This window comes from Streptomyces sp. NPDC047453 (genome assembly GCF_040643155.1).
Lineage (GTDB): Bacteria > Actinomycetota > Actinomycetes > Streptomycetales > Streptomycetaceae > Streptomyces.
The window spans coordinates 15,148-34,169 of record NZ_JBEYTS010000048.1 but is presented as its reverse complement, the minus strand read 5'-3'; the positions used below and the strand labels follow the sequence as shown (position 1 = coordinate 34,169).

The following is a 19,022-nucleotide window of genomic DNA, read 5'->3' as shown; positions in this document are numbered from 1 at the left end:
GCGCGTGGTGCCCTTTCGGGAAGGCCTGGTTCAAGGCCTGGTCGTTGCTATCGGTCCCCGAAGATCGTGCGGTGCCAGTCCTTGCGGGCCACCGCCGTGTTGTCGAACATGACGTGCTTGATCTGCGTGTATTCCTCGAACGAGTACGAGGACATGTCTTTGCCGAAGCCGGACTGCTTATAACCGCCGTGCGGCATCTCGCTGATGATCGGAATGTGGTCGTTGACCCACACGCACCCCGCCTTGATCTCCCGCGTCGCGCGGTTGGCCCGGTAGACGTCCCGGCTCCACGCCGAGGCCGCCAGACCGTACGGAGTGTCGTTGGCCAGCCGAATCCCCTCATCATCACTGTCGAACGGCAGAACGACCAGCACCGGACCGAAGATCTCCGACTGGACGATCTCGCTGTCCTGCGCCGCGTCCGCGACGAGGGTGGGGCGATAGTACGCCCCGTTCTTCAGTTCGCCCTGGGGAGCCTCACCGCCGGTGACCACGCGCGCGTAGGCACGCGCCCGGTCGACGAAACCGGCGACGCGGTCGCGGTGGACGTGCGAGATCAGCGGGCCGAGGTCGGTGCCGGGGGAGAACGGGTCGCCCAGCCGGACGGTCTCCATCAGGGCGGCCGTCCGGGCGACGAACTCCTCGTACAGGGGGCGCTGCACGTACGCGCGCGTGGCGGCCGTGCAGTCCTGGCCGGTGTTGATGAGCGCGCCCGCGACCGCGCCGTTGACGGCGGCTTCCAGATCGGCGTCGTCGAAGACCACGAAGGGCGCCTTGCCGCCGAGCTCCAGGTGCAGGCGCTTGACGGTCGCGGTGGCGATCTCGGCGACACGCTTGCCGACGGCGGTGGAACCGGTGAAGGACGTCATGACCACGTCCGGGTGACCGATCAGGTGCTCGCCGGCCACCTTGCCGGTGCCGGTGACGATGTTGATCACGCCGTCCGGGATGCCCGCGTCGGTGGCGGCCTGGGCGAACATCAGCGAGGTCAGCGGGGTCAGCTCGGCCGGCTTGAGCACGATGGTGTTGCCCGCCGCGACGGCCGGGAGGATCTTCCAGGCGGCCATCTGGAGGGGGTAGTTCCAGGGCGCGATGGAGCCGACGACCCCGATGGGCTCGCGGCGGACGTAGGACGTGTGGTCACCTGAGAACTCGCCGGCCGACTGGCCCTGGAGATGCCGGGCGGCGCCCGCGAAGAAGGCCGCGTTGTCGATCGTGCCCGGCACGTCGAACTCTCGGGTCAGCTTCAGCGGCTTGCCGCACTGGAGGGACTCGGCGCGGGCGAAGTCCTCCGCCCGGTCGGCGAGCACGGCCGCGAAGCGGTGCAGCGCGTCCGAACGGTCGCCGGGAGTGGCGCCCGCCCAGCCGGGGAACGCCTCACGCGCGGCGGCCACCGCGGCGTCGACGTCCTCGGGGCCGGCCAGTTCGTACGTGTAGACCTCCTCGCCGGTGGCGGGGTCGACGACCGCGTGACTGCGGCCCGACGTGCCCTTGGTCAGCCTTCCGGCGATGTACTGCGCGCCCTCGGCGAAACGGTCCTGCGCCGGGAATCGGTCCGGGGTGACGGTGCCCGGGTTGTGCATGTCGCTCTCCTCCGCCGTAGTCCCTCGGTCACCGAGGGCGGGTGGCGTAGCTCCAGCTCGATTTGAGTGCCGATCCTGACAGAGCCCTGGGACTCCAACAAGTGATTCCGTTGTTGCCTTTTGGTTACGCGACGGAATCTGTCGACCAGGTGTCGAGTGGGCACGGAAAAGGCAGGACGGTGTGTCAGTGGTGCGTGCCACACTCGCGTGCATGGGGAACATCGACTCCTGGCAGGCTCTGACCAGGGAGGTCCGCGCGGGGACCCGAGTGCGGTACCTCTACTTCTGGGGGCATCGGCCGCGCCCGGACGGCCGGGTCGGCCCGAGCTGTCTGAGTCAGTGGTGGCCGTCGCCGTTCACGGTGGACGCGGTGCCGTACGCGACCGCGGAGCACTGGATGATGGCCGGCAAGGCGCGGCTGTTCGGGGACGCGGAGGCGGAGCGGCGGGTGCTGGCCGCGCGGCATCCGGCGGAGGCCAAGAACGCGGGGCGGCTCGTGCGCGGCTTCGACGAGGACGTGTGGGAGCGGGAGCGGTTCCGGATCGTGGTGGAGGGCGGCGTCCACAAGTTCGCCGCCCACCCCGCGCTGCGGGAGTTCCTGCTGGCCACGGGCGAGCGTGTGCTGGTGGAGGCCAGCCCGGTGGACCGCATATGGGGCATCGGACTGGCCGCCGGCGACGAGGCGGCGGCCGATCCGGAGCGCTGGCGGGGGCCGAACCTGCTGGGCTTCGCGCTGATGGAGGCGCGCGAGCGGCTGCGGGCCGGTACGCGGGTGCGCTAGTTGCTGCGACCGGCCCGCGCGGAGGGCGGGCCGGTCAGGGTCAGAGGTCGGCCAGGACGGTCACGGCCGGCCCGGGGCCGGGGGCAGCGTTCGGCCAGGAAGGCCACGGCCGCTCAGGGGTCAGCGCTCGGCCAGGACCGCCACGGCCGGCAGGGGGGTGCGGCCGAGGCCCTCGTCGTAGGACGTCGAGGAACCCTCGACGGTGCTGGCGTAGAACAAGCCGACGATCAGTAGGGCCATCACAGCGAGACCGAGGACGATGCCGATGATTCCCGTGATCAGGCCGGCCTGGGCCTGGCCGCGGTTGTTGGCCTCGCCGCGTTCGGCCTTCCGGCGGCCCTTGATGCCGAAGATGACGGCGAGGACGCCGAGCACCACCCCGAAGACGCCGTAGAAGCAGAACATGCTGCAGGACAGGATCCCGAGCACCATCGCGGCGGTGCCCATCCCGTTCTCCGGGGGCATCGGCATGCCGGGCCAGCCCTGGCCCGCTCCCGGATAGCCGGGGTAGCCGTACCCGCCGGGTACGGGACTGGTGGGTATGCCCGGACCGGTGGGAGCGACGGGCGGCGGCGGCACGGCGGAGTCCGCGGTGGGGGCGCCGAAGGCGGGCGGCGGGAAGCCGGCCGCCGGCATCGAGGCCATCGTCGCCTGGTCATGCACGGACGGCGGGGTGAAGCCGGGCGGCTGCTCGGGCCCGGGGGACGGCGCCGGAGCGGACGTGTCCTTCTCCAGAGAAGGCCTGCTGCCGGGCGGCGCCCATGGATCCTCGGCTCCCGCGCCCCCGCCGGCCTGCGTTCCGTCCGTCATCTGGCCGTCTCCCCCTCGATCGATCGCCCCGCCATGCTAAGGCCTCGTCGGCGCGGGCGGACCGCCGGGCACCGGGCAGCCCCGCCCCCGGTCAGGAACGCGGCCCGCGGTCACGTCGAGGCATGCGCCTACGATGACCGTGCTCACCGATCAGCCGATCACCCGCGCCGCGCCCGCAGGGCCCGCGGCGCCCTTCCCGGGGAGGGACCCGTTGACCGACCAGCACGCACCCCGTGACCCGCACGCACTGCTCGACCCGCACGCGCCGCGTGACCGGCACGCCTTCATCGCCGGCCTGCCCAAGGCCGAACTGCACGTGCACCACGTCGGCTCCGCCTCCCCCCGGATCGTCTCCGAGCTGGCCGCCCGCCACCCCGACTCCAAGGTGCCCACCGACCCCGAGGCCCTGGCCGACTACTTCACCTTCACGGACTTCGCCCACTTCATCGAGGTGTACCTGTCCGTCGTGGACCTGATCCGCACCCCGGAGGACGTCCGGCTGCTGACCTACGAGGTGGCCCGCGACCTGGCCCGGCAGCAGGTGCGCTACGCGGAGCTCACCATCACGCCGTTCTCCTCCACCCGGCGGGGCATCGACGAGCGCGCCTTCACGGACGCGATCGAGGACGCCCGCAAGGCGGCCCAGGCCGAGTTCGGGACCGTACTGCGCTGGTGCTTCGACATCCCCGGTGAGGCGGGTCTCGAGTCGGCAGAGGAGACGATCCGGCTCGCCACCGACGACCGGCTGCGCCCCGAGGGCCTGGTGTCGTTCGGGCTCGGCGGGCCCGAGATCGGCGTACCGCGGCACCAGTTCAAGCCCTACTTCGACCGGGCGATCGCCGCCGGGCTGCGCTCCGTCCCGCACGCGGGCGAGACCACCGGGCCCGAGACGGTGTGGGACGCGCTCACCGAGCTGCGCGCCGAGCGCATCGGCCACGGCACCAGCTCCGCCCTGGACCCGAAGCTGCTCGCCCACCTCGCCGAGCACCGCATCCCGCTGGAGGTCTGCCCGACCTCCAACATCGCCACCCGGGCCGTGCGCACCATGGATGAGCACCCCATCAAGGAGTTCGTCCGCGCCGGGGTCCTCGTCACGGTCAACTCCGACGACCCGCCCATGTTCGGCACCGACCTCAACAACGAGTACGCCGTGGCCGGCCGGCTGCTCGACCTCGACGAGCGGGGCCTGGCCGAGCTGGCCAAGAACGCGGTGGACGCCTCCTTCCTTGACGCGGCCGGCAAGGCGCGCGTCGTGGAGGAGATCGACGCCTACACCGCGCGGTGGCTCGCGCCCTGAGCGGGACACGGCGGGACACAATGGGGCCCATGCAGACCGTGACCGCCGTGGCGCACCGCGGCGACCCCTACCGCTTCCGCGAGAACACCGTCGACTCACTGCGCTCCGCGTTCGGCCAAGGCGCGGACGCGGTCGAGATCGACGTACGGCTGACCCGGGACGGTGTTCCGGTGCTGCTGCACGACGAGTCGCTGAAGCGGCTGTGGGCCCACGACAGGCCGCTGCACGCGCTGTCCGCGGCAGAGCTGCGCGACGTGACGGACGGCCGGGTGCCCACGCTGGAGGACGCGCTCACCGCGACGGACACCGGCCGGGTGATGATCGACCTGCCGGGCCCGGCCCACCCGCGGGCCGTGCGGCGGATCGTCGACGTGGTCGACGCGTGCGGGGCACGGGACCGCGTGTACTACTGCGCGGGCGCCGAGGCCATGCTCGCGGTGCGCGCCGCCGACCCGGCCGCCGAGATCGCGCTGACCTGGACGAGCCTGGCGCCCCCGCGGGCCGGGCTGCTGGACGCGGTGCGGCCCCGGTGGCTGAACTACCGGTTCACCCTGGTGGACCGGGACCTCGCCGCCCGCGTCCACCGCGGCGGCTACCTGCTGTCCGTCTGGACCCCCGACACCCGCCGCTCCCTGCGCCGCCTCCTCGACCTCGGCGCCGACTCCATCACGACCAACCGCGTCGACCTGCTGCACACCCTGCGCACCGCGCAGACCGCGGCACCGTAGGGGACCACCCCGACAACGCCCCGGTACGGTCTGGCACTTGCTCCGGGGCGCCTCGGGGCCGGGTGCCCTCCCCGGCAACGATCCGCCGGACGCCGCCCGCCTGAAGGATGTTCGGCACCAGCCCGCCGAGCACCCTCCGGAAGCATCCGATGCACGCACGCGCCACGCCTCCGACCGCCGCCTGAGCCGCATCCTCGTCCACTCGGTCAACTCCCCGACGTAAAAGGCGAGTCGATGAACCCGGTGGCCGAACGCATCGCGCCGGCGGCACTCAGGTAGCGGACCGCCCGCCCAGCAGCCGGCGGGCCGCCGCGTGCGATGCCACCGTGGCCGCGCCCGCGAGGCCCAGGCCGAGGACCAGGTCACGGGGACGCGTGGGGCGCAGGACACCGGCGCGGCGCAGACGGGCGCGGGCCCAGAGGGTGAAGGGGACCACCAGGACGGGCGAGCTCGCGGAGCCGGGGGTGTACCCGCGCACCGCCACGGCCTGGGCCAGGTGGACCAGGCCGTGCAGCCCGAAGGCGTTCAGCGCCGTCTGGTAGAAGTCGGAACGGCCGCCGGTCGCCCGGCCCGCGGCGGACGCGGCGGCGACGATCGCGCCCATCATCCCCACGGCAACCGCGAATTCACGCGCGTCCACGGATCCGAGGCGCCGCCACACCGCCTCCGGCACCCCCGGAAAGCGCTCCCGCAGTACCGGCACGTTGCGCCGCTGCCAGCCCGGCACGGTGGCCAACTCCTCCACGTCGTGAAGGGCCCAGGCCGCCAGCAGCCCCAACGTGACGGCGCTGCCTACCTGTTGGTCGCTCGGGGTGTGTGTCACGCCGGTGAGTCTGCTAAAGGCCCACGATGGCGTTCCAGCGCTTGGCGAACTCCACGCGCTCCTCGGAGGACATGTCCCGGGCGATGGCGAGGCGCTCGCGCATGGTGGCGTCGGGGAAGATCAGCGGGTTGTCGGCGAGTTCGGCGGTGTCCTGGTTCTTGGAGTCGGCGAGCACCGCCTGCGCCGCCGGGACGGGGCAGACGTAGTTGACCCAGGTGGCGAGCTCCGCGGCCACCTCGGGGTCGTAGTAGTAGTCGATCAGGCGTTCCGCGTTGCTCTTGTGGCCGGCCCGGTTGGGGATCATCCAGGAGTCCGACCACAGTTCGGCGCCCTCCTCGGGCACGACGAAGCGGATGTCGGGGTTGTCCGCCTGGAGCTGGATCACATCGCCCGAGTAGGCCTGGCAGGCCAGGACGTCCCCGCTGACCAGGTCCTTGGTGTAGTCGTTTCCGGTGAAGCGGCGGATGTGGCCCTTGCGGACCTGCCGCTCGACCTGGTCGCAGACCTTGTCGAAGTCGCGGGTCTTCCACTTGGTGATGTCCACGCCGTTGGCCTGCATCAGCAGTGCGAACGCCTCGTCCAGGCCGGACAACAGGGTGACCCGGCCCTTGAGGTCGCTCGCCCACAGGTCGGAGATCTGGCGTATCTCGCGGCCGAGCTTGCGGCGGTTGTAGGCGATGCCGGTGATGCCCGACTGGTACGGCATCGTGAACTTGCGCCCCGGGTCGAAGGCGGGGTCGCGCAGCAGCGGGTCGAGGTAATGGGCCACCCGCGGCTGACGGGCGCGGTCCATCTCCTGCACCCAGCCGAGCCGGACGAACCGCGCGCACAACCAGTCGCTGATCACGATGAGATCGCGGCCCGGATCCTGATGGTTCATCAGGGACGGGCTGATCTTGCCGAAGAACTCGTCGTTGTCGTTGATCTCCTCGACGTAGTCGACGGCGACGCCCGTGTGCTTCTCGAAGGCCTCGAGAGTGGGCCGCTTGTTCGGGTTCTTGTCGTCGGTGTCGATGTAGAGCGGCCAGTTCGCCCAGGTCAGCCGGTGATCGGTGGCGGAGGCGTCCGGGATGGCGCGGTCACCGGGTTGGACGTAGGCGGCAGGCACCCCGCAGCCGGCGAGCGCACCGAGCGCGGCCGTGCCGCCCAGGGCGCGCAGCAGGGAGCGGCGGGAGAGCGGGGGCGTCTTCGGAGTCTTGGGCACCGGCCCAGGATGCCGCGCGTGTCCACGGCCGGACAATGGACGCAGCGTCGAGCACCCCGGGAGGGAGCCGACACCTTGTCGATCACTGCCCGGCCACGGACACACCAGGTCAGCCACTGCCCGGCCGCGGACGCGCCTTGTCGACCACTGCCCGGCCGCGGACACACCGCGGCCCCGGACGGTCCGTCCTCCGTCCGGGGCCGCGAGCGGGCGAGCCACGCGCTCAGCGCGTCACGTGGTCAGTGCCACGTGCTCAGTGACACGCGGTCAGTGACACGCGGTCGGCGTCACGCGTCGAGCGACGTCATGACGTGCTTGATCCGCGTGTAGTCCTCGAAGCCGTACGCCGACAGGTCCTTGCCGTAGCCGGACTTCTTGAAGCCGCCGTGCGGCATCTCGGCCACCAGCGGGATGTGGGTGTTGATCCACACGCAGCCGAAGTCGAGCTTCTTGGACATCCGCATGGCGCGGGAGTGGTCCTTGGTCCACACCGAGGAGGCCAGCGCGTACTCGACGCCGTTGGCCCACTCGACGGCCTGGTCCTCGTCCGAGAAGGACTGCACGGTGATGACCGGGCCGAAGACCTCCCTCTGGATGATCTCGTCGTCCTGCTTCAGGCCCGAGACGACGGTCGGGGCATAGAAGTAGCCCTTGTCGCCAACCTGGTGGCCGCCGGCCTCGACCTTGGCGTGGGCGGGCAGCCGCTCGATGAAGCCGGCCACCTGCTTGAGCTGGTTGGGGTTGTTCAGCGGGCCGAACAGGACGTCCTCGTCGTCCGGCTGCCCGGTCTTGGTCTCGGCCGCGGCCTTGGCGAGCGCGGAGACGAACGCGTCGTGGATGGACTCGTGGACGAGGACGCGGGTGGCGGCCGTGCAGTCCTGGCCGGCGTTGAAGAAGCCGGCGACCGAGATGTCCTCGACGGCCTTGTCGATGTCGGTGTCCTCGAAGACCACGACCGGGGCCTTGCCGCCCAGTTCCAGGTGGACCCGCTTGAGGTCCTTGGAGGCCGACTCGGCGACCGACATGCCGGCGCGCACGGAACCGGTGATGGAGGCCATCGCGGGGGTCGAGTGCTCCACCATCAGACGGCCGGTGTCGCGGTCGCCGCAGATGACGTTGAAGACGCCCTTGGGCAGGACCGAGCCGATGATGTCGGCGATCAGGACCGTGGAGGCGGGGGTGGTGTCCGACGGCTTCAGGACGACCGTGTTGCCCGCGGCGAGCGCCGGGGCGAACTTCCACACCGCCATCATCATCGGGTAGTTCCACGGCGCGACCTGCGCGCAGACGCCGATCGGCTCGCGGCGGACGATCGAGGTCAGCCCCTCCATGTACTCGCCGGCCGAGCGGCCTTCGAGCATCCGGGCCGCACCCGCGAAGAAGCGGATCTGGTCGACCATCGGCGGGATCTCCTCGGAGCGGGTCAGCCCGATCGGCTTGCCCGTGTTCTCCACCTCCGCCGCGATCAGTTCCTCGGCGCGCTCCTCGAAGGCGTCCGCGATCTTCAGCAGGGCCTTCTGGCGCTCCGCCGGGGTGGTGTCGCGCCAGCCCGGGAAGGCCGCGGCCGCGGCCGCCATGGCGGCGTCCACGTCCGCCTGCCCGGAAAGCGGCGCGGTCGCGTACGCCTCGCCCGTCACGGGGTTGACCACCTCAGTGGTCCGTCCGTCGGCGGCGTCCCGGAACTCACCGTCGATGTAGTTGCGCAGACGACGCAGCTCGGTGCTCACTGCCGGCCCTCCTGGTCCTGTTCGAGATGTCCCATCGCTGAGGCACCCACCCTAGTCCGGGGTGCCACGTTTTCAACACCCCCGCCCTGGCGAGTTCTGCGAAATCCGCACGTCTCGGTCTCGCAAACAACGAATTTCATTGCACCGGCCTTGCGGAACTGTCGATACGTCGTGCACAGTGAGGTCGTGCCCAGTCGAAGCGCAGAACAGAGGGACTCCCGCGAGTCCAGGAACGGGAGCAGCCCGCACCTGGACGCCGTCTCCCTCGCCATCATCGAGCAGTTGCAGGAGGACGGCCGCCGTCCGTACGCCGCCATCGGCAAGGCCGTCGGCCTGTCCGAGGCAGCCGTGCGCCAGCGCGTCCAGAAGCTGCTCGACCAGGGCGTGATGCAGATCGTCGCCGTCACCGACCCGCTCACCGTGGGCTTCCGCCGGCAGGCGATGGTCGGGATCAACGTCGAGGGCGACACGGAGTCCGTGGCCGACGCGCTGACCGGCATGTCGGAAGTCGAGTACGTGGTGATGACCGCGGGCTCGTTCGACATCCTCGCCGAGATCGTCTGCGAGGACGACGACCAGCTGCTGGACGTCATCAACAAACGCATCCGGGCACTGCCCGGCGTGCGCTCCACCGAGAGCTTCGTCTACCTCAAGCTCAAGAAGCAGACCTACATGTGGGGAACCCGATAACCGTGAGCAAGGACCTCAGCCGTACCGCGTACGATCACCTGTGGATGCACTTCACCCGCATGTCCTCGTACGAGAACGCCCCCGTGCCGACGATCGTGCGCGGCGAGGGCACCTACATCTACGACGACAAGGGCAAGCGCTACCTCGACGGTCTCGCGGGTCTGTTCGTGGTCCAGGCCGGTCACGGCCGCACGGAGCTGGCCGAGACCGCGTTCAAGCAGGCGCAGGAGCTGGCGTTCTTCCCCGTCTGGTCCTACGCCCACCCCAAGGCCGTCGAGCTGGCCGAGCGCCTGGCGGACTACGCGCCGGGCGACCTGAACAAGGTCTTCTTCACCACCGGCGGCGGCGAGGCCGTCGAGACCGCCTGGAAGCTCGCCAAGCAGTACTTCAAGCTGACCGGCAAGCCCACCAAGCACAAGGTCATATCCCGCGCGGTCGCCTACCACGGCACCCCGCAGGGCGCCCTGTCCATCACCGGCCTGCCGGGTCTGAAGGCGCCGTTCGAGCCGCTGGTGCCGGGCGCGCACAAGGTCCCGAACACCAACATCTACCGCGCCCCGATCTTCGGCGACGACCCGGAGGCCTTCGGCCGCTGGGCCGCCGACCAGATCGAGCAGCAGATCCTCTTCGAGGGCCCGGACACGGTCGCCGCGGTCTTCCTGGAGCCGGTGCAGAACGCCGGCGGCTGCTTCCCGCCGCCGCCCGGATACTTCCAGCGGGTGCGCGAGATCTGCGACCAGTACGACGTGCTGCTCGTCTCCGACGAGGTCATCTGCGCCTTCGGCCGCCTGGGCACCATGTTCGCCTGTGACAAGTTCGGCTACGTGCCGGACATGATCACCTGCGCCAAGGGCATGACCTCGGGCTACTCCCCGATCGGCGCGTGCATCATCTCCGACCGCCTGGCCGAGCCGTTCTACAAGGGCGACAACACCTTCCTGCACGGCTACACCTTCGGCGGCCACCCGGTCTCGGCTGCGGTGGGCCTGGCCAACCTCGACCTGTTCGAGCGCGAGAACCTCACCCAGCACGTGCTGGACAACGAGGGCGCCTTCCTCTCCACCCTGGAGAAGCTGCACGACCTGCCGATCGTCGGCGACGTCCGCGGCAACGGCTTCTTCTACGGCATCGAGCTGGTGAAGGACAAGAACACCAAGGAGTCCTTCAACGACGAGGAGACCGAGCGGGTCCTGTACGGCTTCCTGTCCAAGGCGCTGTACGACAACGGCCTGTACTGCCGTGCCGACGACCGCGGCGACCCGGTCGTCCAGCTCGCCCCGCCGCTGATCTCCAACCAGGAGACCTTCGACGAGATCGAGCAGATCCTGCGCGCGACCCTGTCGGAGGCGTGGACCAAGCTGTGACCGCGGCGGCCCGACCGCCGCGCGAAAGGCGCACACCTGCGATCAGATGATCAACACCGGCCCCGGTGCCGTCCGTTCGAGTGAGAAACGGCGGCCCGGGGCCGTGTGCTGTCCGGGCTCTCCCCAGGGGCTGCCTAGCGTGCCCTTGACGCGTCACTCTGCGTCGGACCGGCTCCGTGACCCGAGGTCTTCACACTCGTTCGCCCGTACGGGGGACACGGCACGGAATTCCCGATGAGAACCGAGGTGTACGCCCATGGACGTCCCACCCGACAACGAGGTGCTCTGGGCGCGGGCCCTGCACTACACCCACGACGACGGCTCGCCCGCCCTCGGCGGTGTCTCCCTCGGTGTCGCGCAGGGCGAGATCCTCGCCGTGAGCGGGCCGAGCGGCAGCGGCAAGACGACCCTGCTGCGGTGCCTGTCCGGCTTGACGCGGGTGCGGCACGGCGAGGTCTGGTTCAACAGCGTCCCGGTGCACACCCTGGGCCCGCTGGCCCGTGAGCGGCTGCGCCGCGACCGGTTCGGCTGGGTCGACCCCGCGCCCGCGCTCGTACCGGAGCTGAACGTCTGGGAGAACACGGCCCTGCCCCTGATGCTGCGCGGCACGAGCCGGCGGCGGGCCAAGGTGGCCGCCCTGGAGTGGCTGGAGCGCCTCGACATCGGCGACCTGGCCCGTATGCGCCCGCACCGGCTGCGCCAGGCCGAGCGGCAGCGCGTCTGCATCGCCCGCGCGCTCGCCCCCTCCCCCACGGTGCTGTTCGCCGACGAGCCGACGGCCCCGCTGCACCGCGCCGACCGCGCCCACGTGCTGCGCACGCTCACCACCGCCGCCCGCTCGCACGGCATCACGGTCGTGCTCGCCACCCACGACCCGGGGACCGCGGCCTTCGCGGACCGGACGGTGGCGATGCTCGACGGGCGGTGCGTGAAGACCGTGCACCTGCCCCCGGTCGGCGACACCGCGGAAGGCCGGGCCGCGTGCTCGCTCTCCGTCTGATCCGCGTCGCCCGCCCGGGCGTCCAGCTGCGCCGCGTGACAGTCGCGGCCGCGTCGGCGGGCACGAGCTTCCTGCTGCTGTCCAGCCTCGGCTACGCGCTCGGCCACCCGGAGCACTCTGCCGCGGCGGCCCTGCGGCTGTCCTGGTGCGTGCTGCCCCTGGCGGCGACGGTGTACCTGGCGGTCGCGGTGGCCCGCACCGACCCGGGGACCCGTCCCCGGCCGGGCCTGTCGGCGCTCGGCCTCGGTCCGGGCCGCCTGATGGCCGTCTCGGCGGCCACGACCGCCCTGGCCTGCGGACTCGGCTCGCTGCTCGCGCTGCTGCTCTTCATGTACCTGCGCGGCGACGGTACGGAACTGCCGTTCGACGGCGCGGCACCCGCGTTCCTGGCGGCCGGGGAGCCGCTGCCGGTGCCGGCGGTGCTGACGCTGCTGGCCGTCGTCCCCGTCCTCGCCTCGGTGGCGGTCGCGCTGGTGCTGTGCCCCCGGGAGTCGCGGCCCACGGCGGCCCGGAACACCGGCCGGAAGTACGGCCGCTTCGGGGCGTACCGGCGCACCGGTACGCGGGAGACGTTCGGGGCGTACGGCCGGTTCGGGGCACGCCTCGGCGACGGGACCGCCGGGCGACAGAGCCGATCGGCGGCAGGGGGCCGGTCGGCTGCGGCATGCGCGGTCCGGCCCCAGGACACGGCCGACGGCACGGCGCGGACCGAGGACGCCCTGACCGGGGACGACCCGCCCAGGGCCGACCTGTCCGGCGCCGATCCGACCGGGGACGCCCTGTCCGGCGACCCGGAGGACGCCGGTCACGAACCCGCGCACGACGACCCGGATCCCCACCGGCCCCCGGCCCCGCGGCAACCGCCCACCGGGCTCCCCTGGGGCATCGCCGTACTCGCCGCCGGCCTGACCGTGGAGGCGTACGCCGGACGGTCCACCACACCCGGCGCCGCCCCCGGTCCGGCCCTCCCCGGCGGCCTTGCGGCCGGCTCCGCCCCGGTCCTCATCGGCTGGCTGATGACCGCCCTCGGCCTCGCCCTGGCCGGCCCCGGGCTCACCCACCTGTGCGGCCGTGTGCTCCAGTCCGCGCGCCCGGGCGCCCTGCGCCTCCTGGCCGGGCGCGTCCTGATGGAGGAGGCGGGCCGCGTCGGCCGCCCGCTGGGCGTGGTCTGCGCGGTGGCGTCGGGGACGTACGCCATGATCGCGGCCTACGACGGCACCGCCCGGGCGCTCGGCCCGCTGACGACACTGGGCACGCTGCTCGTCGCCGGCTGCGCCGTGGCCACCCTGTTGATCGCCGCCGTCGAGGCGAGGCAGTCCCGTGCCGACGCCATCGCCGCGTTGCTGCGGCTCGGCGCGCCGGCCACGATGCTGCGCTCCGCCGCCCTCCTGCGCTGCGGCGCCCTGCTGGCCCTGTTCGTCCCGTTGACCCTGGTGGTCGCCGATCTCGCCGCCCTGCCGCTGGTCCCCTGAGCCACCGGCCGGCCGACCCCGCAGAAGACGTGTCAAAGAAATCCCGGGGCCGCCGATGAGTTCCGCGCGGACCCCGGGTCTACCCCTGTGAACGGCAACGAACCGCGATGGGAGAGACCCCGCCATGTACCAGCAGATGATCTTCGTGAACCTGGCGACGAACGACGTGGCCGCGTCCAGGAAGTTCTTCACCGATCTCGGCTACACCATCAACCCCCAGTTCTCCACCGACGAATGCACCTGCGTCGTCATCAGCGACACGATCATCGCGATGCTGCTCAGCAAGCAGCACTACGCCACCTTCACCAAGAAGGAGATCGCGGACTCGACGAAGTCCAGCGAGGTGCTGATCTGCCTGAGCGCGGAGAGCCGCGAGAAGGTCGACGAACTGGTGCGGAAGGCGGTCGCGGCCGGCGGCACCGCAACCGACGAGGCCCAGGACCAGGGCTTCATGTACGGCCGCTCCTTCGACGACCTCGACGGCCACACCTGGGAGGTCATGTGGATGGACCCGGCGGCGGTGCAGGGCTGAGCCCACGGGGGGAGGCCAGGAGCGATCTGGGCGGGTGCGTGGGCACCCGCCCAGACTCATGCCAACACGTTGAAACATTTGCGTAGTTAATAATGAGGTAAAGTCAACGCCGTTGGGAGGCTGACGGATTGACACTCCCGTCGGAGCGCTTATAAATCTGAGCCTCCTGGGGTTACTGGGAGCTCAACCTCGTCGTTGCCCCCAACACCCCTTAAACCCCCCGCAATTGGGCATCCCGTGAAGGGCACAGTGGCCATCTTGTCCATATCCCGTCGTACCGCACGCACCGTGCGCATCCTCGGTGTCGCCTCCGCGTCCGCCGCTCTCGCTCTCGGCGCCGCGGGCAACGCGCTCGCCTGCAACATCAAGGAGTTCTCCGCCGAAGCCAAGTGCGACGGCGAGAAGGGCGTCATCGTCGTCACCGACAAGGACCCCTCTCGCACCGAGGCCGTCGTCTCCGTGTTCCTCCAGAACAACGGCGCCGACGCCCGTGAGGTCGGTGAGCTCACGGTGAAGGGTTCCCGTGAGGGCACCACGATCGCCTTCGCCGAGGACTGGCAGCCGAACGCCACCTACCGCATCCACGTCAAGGCCGGCAAGGACGGAAAGCTGGTCAACGAGGACATCAAGCCGAACCTGACCACTCCGTCCACGGCCTGCAAGACGGAGACCCCGAGCACTCCGGCCACGCCGTCCGCCCCCGAGACGCCGGCCCCGTCGGCAACGGAGTCGGAGTCGGAGTCGCCGTCGGAGTCGGGGTCGGAGTCCGCGGCCCCGACCGCGTCCGCCTCGGAGAGCACCACCGCTCCCGCCGGCGCCGAGAACAACGCTCCGTCGCCCGCCGTCGGTGACTCCAACCTGGCCGAGACCGGTGCCGACTCCAACACCGGCATGATCGCCGGCATCGCGGCCGCCCTGGTCGTCGTCGGCGGTGGCGCGGTCTTCTTCGGCATGCGCCGCCGTGGAGCGAACAGCAACAGCTGACGCCCCACCAGCGCACCACCCGTGGCCTGCCCCCGAACTCGGGGGCGGGCCACGGTCGTTCACTCGAAGGTCGCCCGCGCCAGCCAGAACTCCAGCAGCTCCCGCTCGCCGAGCACCTCCAGCGCCGTTCCACCTCCCCCAGCCTCATACCGGGAAGGTGCCCACCACCAGGCGAGATCACCCAACGTAACGAAGCACTACTAAGTGTCCTGCGGTCGATCAAGCACCACGATTTCGGTCGTGTCGAACTCCACGGCCACCTCGTCCCCGACCTCCGGTGCCGCGCGCAGGGCGCAGGCCGCTTCCAGGCGGGGGGCGTTGTCGGGCTGGAGGTGGACGGTGACGTGGGTGCCCTTGAAGGTGCGGGCGGTCACCGCGCAGGGCAGTCCCTCGGCGGTGGGGACGAGGCGGACTCCGGCGGGCCGGACGAGGAGGGTGCGGGTGCCCTGGGCCGAGCCGCCGGGGACCGGCACCTTGCCCCACGGGGTGACCGCCACCTCGCCCTCCACGTTCGCCTCCACCACGTTCTCGAAGCCGAGGAAACGGGCCACGAAGGCGTCGGCCGGCCGCTGCCACACCTCGAGTGGCGTGCCCCACTGGGCGATCCGGCCGTCCCGCATCACCACGACCCGGTCGGCGAGCGCGAAGGCCTCGCCCTGGTCGTGCGTGACGGCGAGCACGGTGGTGCCCAACCGCCCGAAGAGCTCCCGCAGTTCGACGACGAGACGCTCCCGCAGCGAGCGGTCGAGCTGGCCGAGCGGCTCGTCCAGCATCAGCAGCCGCGGCCGGGGGGCGAGCGCCCGGGCGAGGGCCACCCGCTGCTGCTCCCCGCCGGAGAGCGCGGCCACGGCCCGCCGCCCGGCACCGGGCAGCCCGACCAGCTCCAGCAACTCCCCGACTCGGGCGTCCCGTTCGCTCCTCGCCGCGCCGTGCATCCGCAGCCCGAAGCCGACGTTGCCGGCCACGTCCCGCTGCGGGAACAGCTGGTGGTCCTGGAACATCAGCCCCACCTCGCGCCGGTGCACCGGCACCCCCGCCTGGTCCCGCCCGTCCAGCAGTACCCGCCCGGACTCCAGCGGCTGAAGCCCGGCCACCGCGCGCAGCAGGGTCGACTTGCCGCTGCCGCTGGGTCCGAGCACGCACACGATCTCGTGCTCGGCGACCGACAGGTCGACCGCGTCCAGTGCGGCGCGCCCACCGAAGCGCACGGTCGCGGCCTCAAGGCTCAGCAGCATCTCAGAACTCCCCGCTCCGGTCGGTGCGCAGGCGTTCCAGCACCAGCAGCGCCACCGCGCACACCACCATCAGAATCGTCGAAAGGGCCATCGCCTGGCCGTAGTTGAGGTCGCCGGGCCGGCCGATCAACCGCGCCACGGCAACCGGCAGCGTCGGACGGTCGGGCCGCGCGATGAACACGGTCGCCCCGAACTCCCCCAGTGACACCGCGAAGGCGAACCCGGCGGCGATCAGCAGTGCCCGCCGTACCAGGGGCAGGTCGACCTCACGCCACACCCGCCACGGCGAGGCCCCGAGCACGGCCGCCGCCTCCCGCAGCCGTACGTCCACCGCGCGCAGCACGGGCAGCATGGTCCGTACGACGAAGGGCACGCCGACCAGGGCCTGTGCCAGCGGGACCAGGATCCAGGACTGCCTGAGGTCCAGCGGCGGGCGGTCGAGGGCGATCAGGAAGCCGAAGCCGACGGTCACCGCGGAGACCCCGAGCGGCAGCATCAGCAGCGCGTCGAAGCCGCGTACGAGCCGGCCCGCGATGGGGGTCCCCCCGTGGGAGCGAAGGCGAGAATGGGGGAGGCGGGTGAGGGCCGCGGCGGCGAGCGCGCCGATCACCACGGCGATGGCGGTCGCCGCGGCGGCATAGCTCAGGGAGGTGCCGAGGGCGTCGATCGGCGCGACCAGGAAGGTGCCGCCGTCCGCGTTCGTCAGCGCCCTGTAGTAGCCGAACCCGGGCGCGGTGAGCGACCGCTGCACCAGCACGGCGAGCGGCAGCACGACGAGGACGGCGATGGTGGCGAGGACCCCGGCCAGCAGCGTCCACTGCCCGGCGCCGCGCGGGCGGCGGGCGGTCAGCGAGGCGTCCACCAGCTTCAGCGCGGTCTCGCGTCGCCGTACGGTCCAGGCGTGCACGGCGAGGATCGCGCCCACCGCGGCGAACTGGAGGATCGTCAGGACCGCGGCGGTGGCCAGGTCGAAGATCTCGGACGTCTGTCGGTAGATCTCCACCTCGAGGGTGGAGAAGGTGGGGCCGCCGAGGATCTGCACCACACCGAAGGAGGTGAACGTGAACAGGAAGACCATGAGTGCGGCGGCGGCGACCGCGGGCGCCAGCGCGGGCAGGGTGACCTTGCGCCAGGCTGCGAGTGGCGAGGCGCCGAGCATCCCGGCCGCCTCCTCCTGGCGCGGGTCGAGCCCCGCCCACAGACCGCCCACGGTCCGTACGACGACGGCGTAGTTGAAGAAGACGTGGGCGAGCAGGATCGCCCAGACCGTGGTGTCCAGCCGTACGCCCCACAGTTCGTCGAGCAGGCCGCCGCGCCCGACCAGCGCGAGGAACGCGGTGCCGACCACGACCGTGGGCAGCACGAACGGCACGGTCACGACGGCCCGCAGAACCTGCCGGCCGGGGAAGTCGAGGCGCGCGAAGACATAGGCGCCGGGCAGGGCGACGAGCAGGGTGAGCACGGTGGAGGCGAGCGCCTGCCAAGTGGTGAACCACAGGACGTGCCGGATGTCGGACTGTCCGAGCACATCGGCGATCCGCCCCAACTGCCAGGCCCCGTCGGCCTCCAGGCCGCGCCGGACGATCGCGGCCACGGGGTAGGCGAAGAACACCGCGAAGAACGCGACGGGCACGGCCATGAGACCGAGCCGCGCCGCGTTCCCCGTCCGGCGGCCGCGTCCGCGGCCTACCTGAGGACGAGCGAGGTCCACGACTTGACCCACTGGTCACGGTTGGCGGCGATCTCGGCGGGGGCCATGGTCTCGGGGTCCTTGGCCTGGGGGCCGTACTGCACGAACTCCGGGGGCACCTGGGCGCCTTCGCGCACCGGGTAGACGAACATGTTCAGCGGCATGTCGTCCTGGAACTTCTTGGTGACCAGAAAGTCCAGGAAGGCCTTGCCGCCCTCGGTGTTCCGGGCGTTGCTCAGCAGTCCGGCGTACTCGACCTGACGGAAGCAGGTGCCCTGCGCGACGCCGGTCGGCGCGGTCTTCGGCCGCCGGTCGGCGTAGATGACCTCGGCGGGCGGCGAGGAGGCGTAGGAGACGACGAGGGGACGGTCGCCCTTGGCCTTCCGGCCGCCGGCGGAGCCGGAGAACTCCTGGTTGTAGGCCTGCTCCCAGCCGTCGACGACCTTGACGCCGTTGGCCTTGAGCTTCTTCCAGTAGTCCTGCCAGCCCTTGTCCCCGTACTGGGCGGCGGTGCCGAGCAGGAAGCCGAGGCCGGGTGAGGAGGTGGCGGCGTTCTCGGTGACGAGGAAGTTCTTGTACTCCGGCTTGACCAGGTCGTCGAACGAGGCGGGCGGGGTCAGCTTGTGGTCGGCGAAGTACTTCTTGTCGTAGTTGACGCAGATGTCGCCGGTGTCGATGGGCGTGACCCGGTGCTTCGCCTCGTCGACGCGGTACTGCGGCAGGATCAGGTCCGAACCCTTCGGCTCGTACGACTGGAACAGCCCGTTGTCCAGGGCGCGCGACAGCAGCGTGTTGTCGACGCCGAAGAAGACGTCACCCTGCGGGTTGTCCTTGGTGAGGATGGCCTTGTTGACCGCCTGGCCGGCGTCGCCGTCCTCGAGGACCTTGACCTTGTAGCCGGAGCTCTTCTCGAAGTCCGCGATGACGCTCTTGGAGGCGGCCCACGAGTTGTGGCTGACCAGGGTCACCGTCCTGGAGCCGGCCGAACTCTTGTCGCCCGGCGACGAACCGCACGCCGACAGCGTGACCAGGCCGAGCCCGACCGCCACGACAGCGAACGTCTTGGTGTGCACTGAAGTCCTCCTGGGGGTTGGCCAGGAAG

The 19,022-nt window shown here is 71.3% G+C and carries 17 protein-coding genes; 9 read left to right on the top strand and 8 right to left on the bottom strand.

Going from position 1 to position 19,022, the window contains the following annotated elements; genetic code table 11:
* Positions 1-47: 47 nt before the first annotated feature.
* Positions 48-1,583 carry a gamma-aminobutyraldehyde dehydrogenase gene (locus ABZ818_RS30370; RefSeq protein WP_361421535.1) on the bottom strand — a complete coding sequence of 512 codons (1,536 nt, stop codon included), beginning with the start codon at positions 1,581-1,583 and terminating at the stop codon, positions 48-50.
* 211 nt (positions 1,584-1,794) lie between these two features.
* Here ABZ818_RS30370 and ABZ818_RS30365 point away from each other — a divergent pair, with 211 nt between their 5' ends.
* A complete protein-coding gene (locus ABZ818_RS30365; protein WP_361421532.1) occupies positions 1,795-2,364 on the top strand; it encodes an NADAR family protein in 570 nt (189 codons plus the stop codon).
* 120 nt (positions 2,365-2,484) lie between these two features.
* Here the strand turns inward: ABZ818_RS30365 and ABZ818_RS30360 are convergent, their stop codons facing one another.
* On the bottom strand, positions 2,485-3,174 hold the full coding sequence (locus ABZ818_RS30360; protein WP_361421529.1) for a DUF4190 domain-containing protein: 690 nt from the start codon (positions 3,172-3,174) through the stop codon (positions 2,485-2,487).
* A gap of 133 nt (positions 3,175-3,307) precedes the next feature.
* On the opposite strand from ABZ818_RS30360, the gene ABZ818_RS30355 reads away from it, so the two are divergent.
* The gene (locus ABZ818_RS30355; protein ID WP_361421526.1) at positions 3,308-4,471 is read left to right on the top strand and encodes an adenosine deaminase; all 1,164 of its coding nucleotides are present in this window, start codon (positions 3,308-3,310) and stop codon (positions 4,469-4,471) included.
* Between the two features lie 29 nt (positions 4,472-4,500).
* Positions 4,501-5,199: a glycerophosphodiester phosphodiesterase gene (locus tag ABZ818_RS30350; RefSeq protein ID WP_361421523.1), complete on the top strand. Its 699-nt coding sequence runs from the start codon at positions 4,501-4,503 to the stop codon at positions 5,197-5,199.
* A 271-nt stretch (positions 5,200-5,470) separates the two neighbouring features.
* Here ABZ818_RS30350 and ABZ818_RS30345 read toward each other — a convergent pair whose 3' ends face one another.
* The 3 genes from ABZ818_RS30345 to ABZ818_RS30335 form a co-directional block, all read right to left on the bottom strand.
* The gene (locus tag ABZ818_RS30345; RefSeq protein ID WP_361421520.1) at positions 5,471-6,022 is read right to left on the bottom strand and encodes an HXXEE domain-containing protein; all 552 of its coding nucleotides are present in this window, start codon (positions 6,020-6,022) and stop codon (positions 5,471-5,473) included.
* 13 nt (positions 6,023-6,035) lie between these two features.
* The gene (locus ABZ818_RS30340) at positions 6,036-7,226 is read right to left on the bottom strand and encodes an extracellular solute-binding protein (RefSeq protein WP_361421517.1); all 1,191 of its coding nucleotides are present in this window, start codon (positions 7,224-7,226) and stop codon (positions 6,036-6,038) included.
* A gap of 287 nt (positions 7,227-7,513) precedes the next feature.
* The gene (locus ABZ818_RS30335) at positions 7,514-8,953 is read right to left on the bottom strand and encodes a gamma-aminobutyraldehyde dehydrogenase (RefSeq protein WP_361421514.1); all 1,440 of its coding nucleotides are present in this window, start codon (positions 8,951-8,953) and stop codon (positions 7,514-7,516) included.
* Positions 8,954-9,124: 171 nt separating this feature from the next.
* Here ABZ818_RS30335 and ABZ818_RS30330 point away from each other — a divergent pair, with 171 nt between their 5' ends.
* The 6 genes from ABZ818_RS30330 (at position 9,125) to ABZ818_RS30305 (ending at position 14,995) form a co-directional block, all read left to right on the top strand.
* The gene (locus tag ABZ818_RS30330; RefSeq protein ID WP_141357882.1) at positions 9,125-9,643 is read left to right on the top strand and encodes an Lrp/AsnC family transcriptional regulator; all 519 of its coding nucleotides are present in this window, start codon (positions 9,125-9,127) and stop codon (positions 9,641-9,643) included.
* Complete coding sequence (locus tag ABZ818_RS30325; protein ID WP_225079348.1) at positions 9,628-11,007, top strand: aspartate aminotransferase family protein; 1,380 nt, start codon at positions 9,628-9,630, stop codon at positions 11,005-11,007. Before ABZ818_RS30330 ends, ABZ818_RS30325 begins: the two co-directional genes overlap by 16 nt.
* 256 nt (positions 11,008-11,263) lie before the next feature.
* A complete protein-coding gene (locus ABZ818_RS30320; RefSeq protein WP_361421510.1) occupies positions 11,264-12,007 on the top strand; it encodes an ATP-binding cassette domain-containing protein in 744 nt (247 codons plus the stop codon).
* Positions 11,989-13,479: a hypothetical protein gene (locus tag ABZ818_RS30315; RefSeq protein WP_361421507.1), complete on the top strand. Its 1,491-nt coding sequence runs from the start codon at positions 11,989-11,991 to the stop codon at positions 13,477-13,479. Before ABZ818_RS30320 ends, ABZ818_RS30315 begins: the two co-directional genes overlap by 19 nt.
* 124 nt (positions 13,480-13,603) lie before the next feature.
* Positions 13,604-14,011, top strand: coding sequence for a VOC family protein (locus ABZ818_RS30310; RefSeq protein WP_361421505.1), 408 nt, complete (start codon positions 13,604-13,606; stop codon positions 14,009-14,011).
* A gap of 249 nt (positions 14,012-14,260) precedes the next feature.
* Positions 14,261-14,995 (top strand): LAETG motif-containing sortase-dependent surface protein, encoded by a 735-nt coding sequence (locus ABZ818_RS30305; RefSeq protein WP_361421502.1) that lies wholly within the window; start codon positions 14,261-14,263, stop codon positions 14,993-14,995.
* A 200-nt stretch (positions 14,996-15,195) separates the two neighbouring features.
* Here the strand turns inward: ABZ818_RS30305 and ABZ818_RS30300 are convergent, their stop codons facing one another.
* Genes ABZ818_RS30300 through ABZ818_RS30290 form a run of 3 tightly spaced genes read right to left on the bottom strand, consistent with a single transcriptional unit; the run spans position 15,196 to position 18,993 of the window.
* On the bottom strand, positions 15,196-16,230 hold the full coding sequence (locus ABZ818_RS30300; protein ID WP_361421499.1) for an ABC transporter ATP-binding protein: 1,035 nt from the start codon (positions 16,228-16,230) through the stop codon (positions 15,196-15,198).
* A 1-nt stretch (position 16,231) separates the two neighbouring features.
* Positions 16,232-17,869: an iron ABC transporter permease gene (locus ABZ818_RS30295; protein ID WP_361421497.1), complete on the bottom strand. Its 1,638-nt coding sequence runs from the start codon at positions 17,867-17,869 to the stop codon at positions 16,232-16,234.
* Positions 17,870-17,916: 47 nt separating this feature from the next.
* Positions 17,917-18,993 carry a thiamine ABC transporter substrate-binding protein gene (locus ABZ818_RS30290; protein WP_361421494.1) on the bottom strand — a complete coding sequence of 359 codons (1,077 nt, stop codon included), beginning with the start codon at positions 18,991-18,993 and terminating at the stop codon, positions 17,917-17,919.
* Positions 18,994-19,022: the final 29 nt, after the last annotated feature.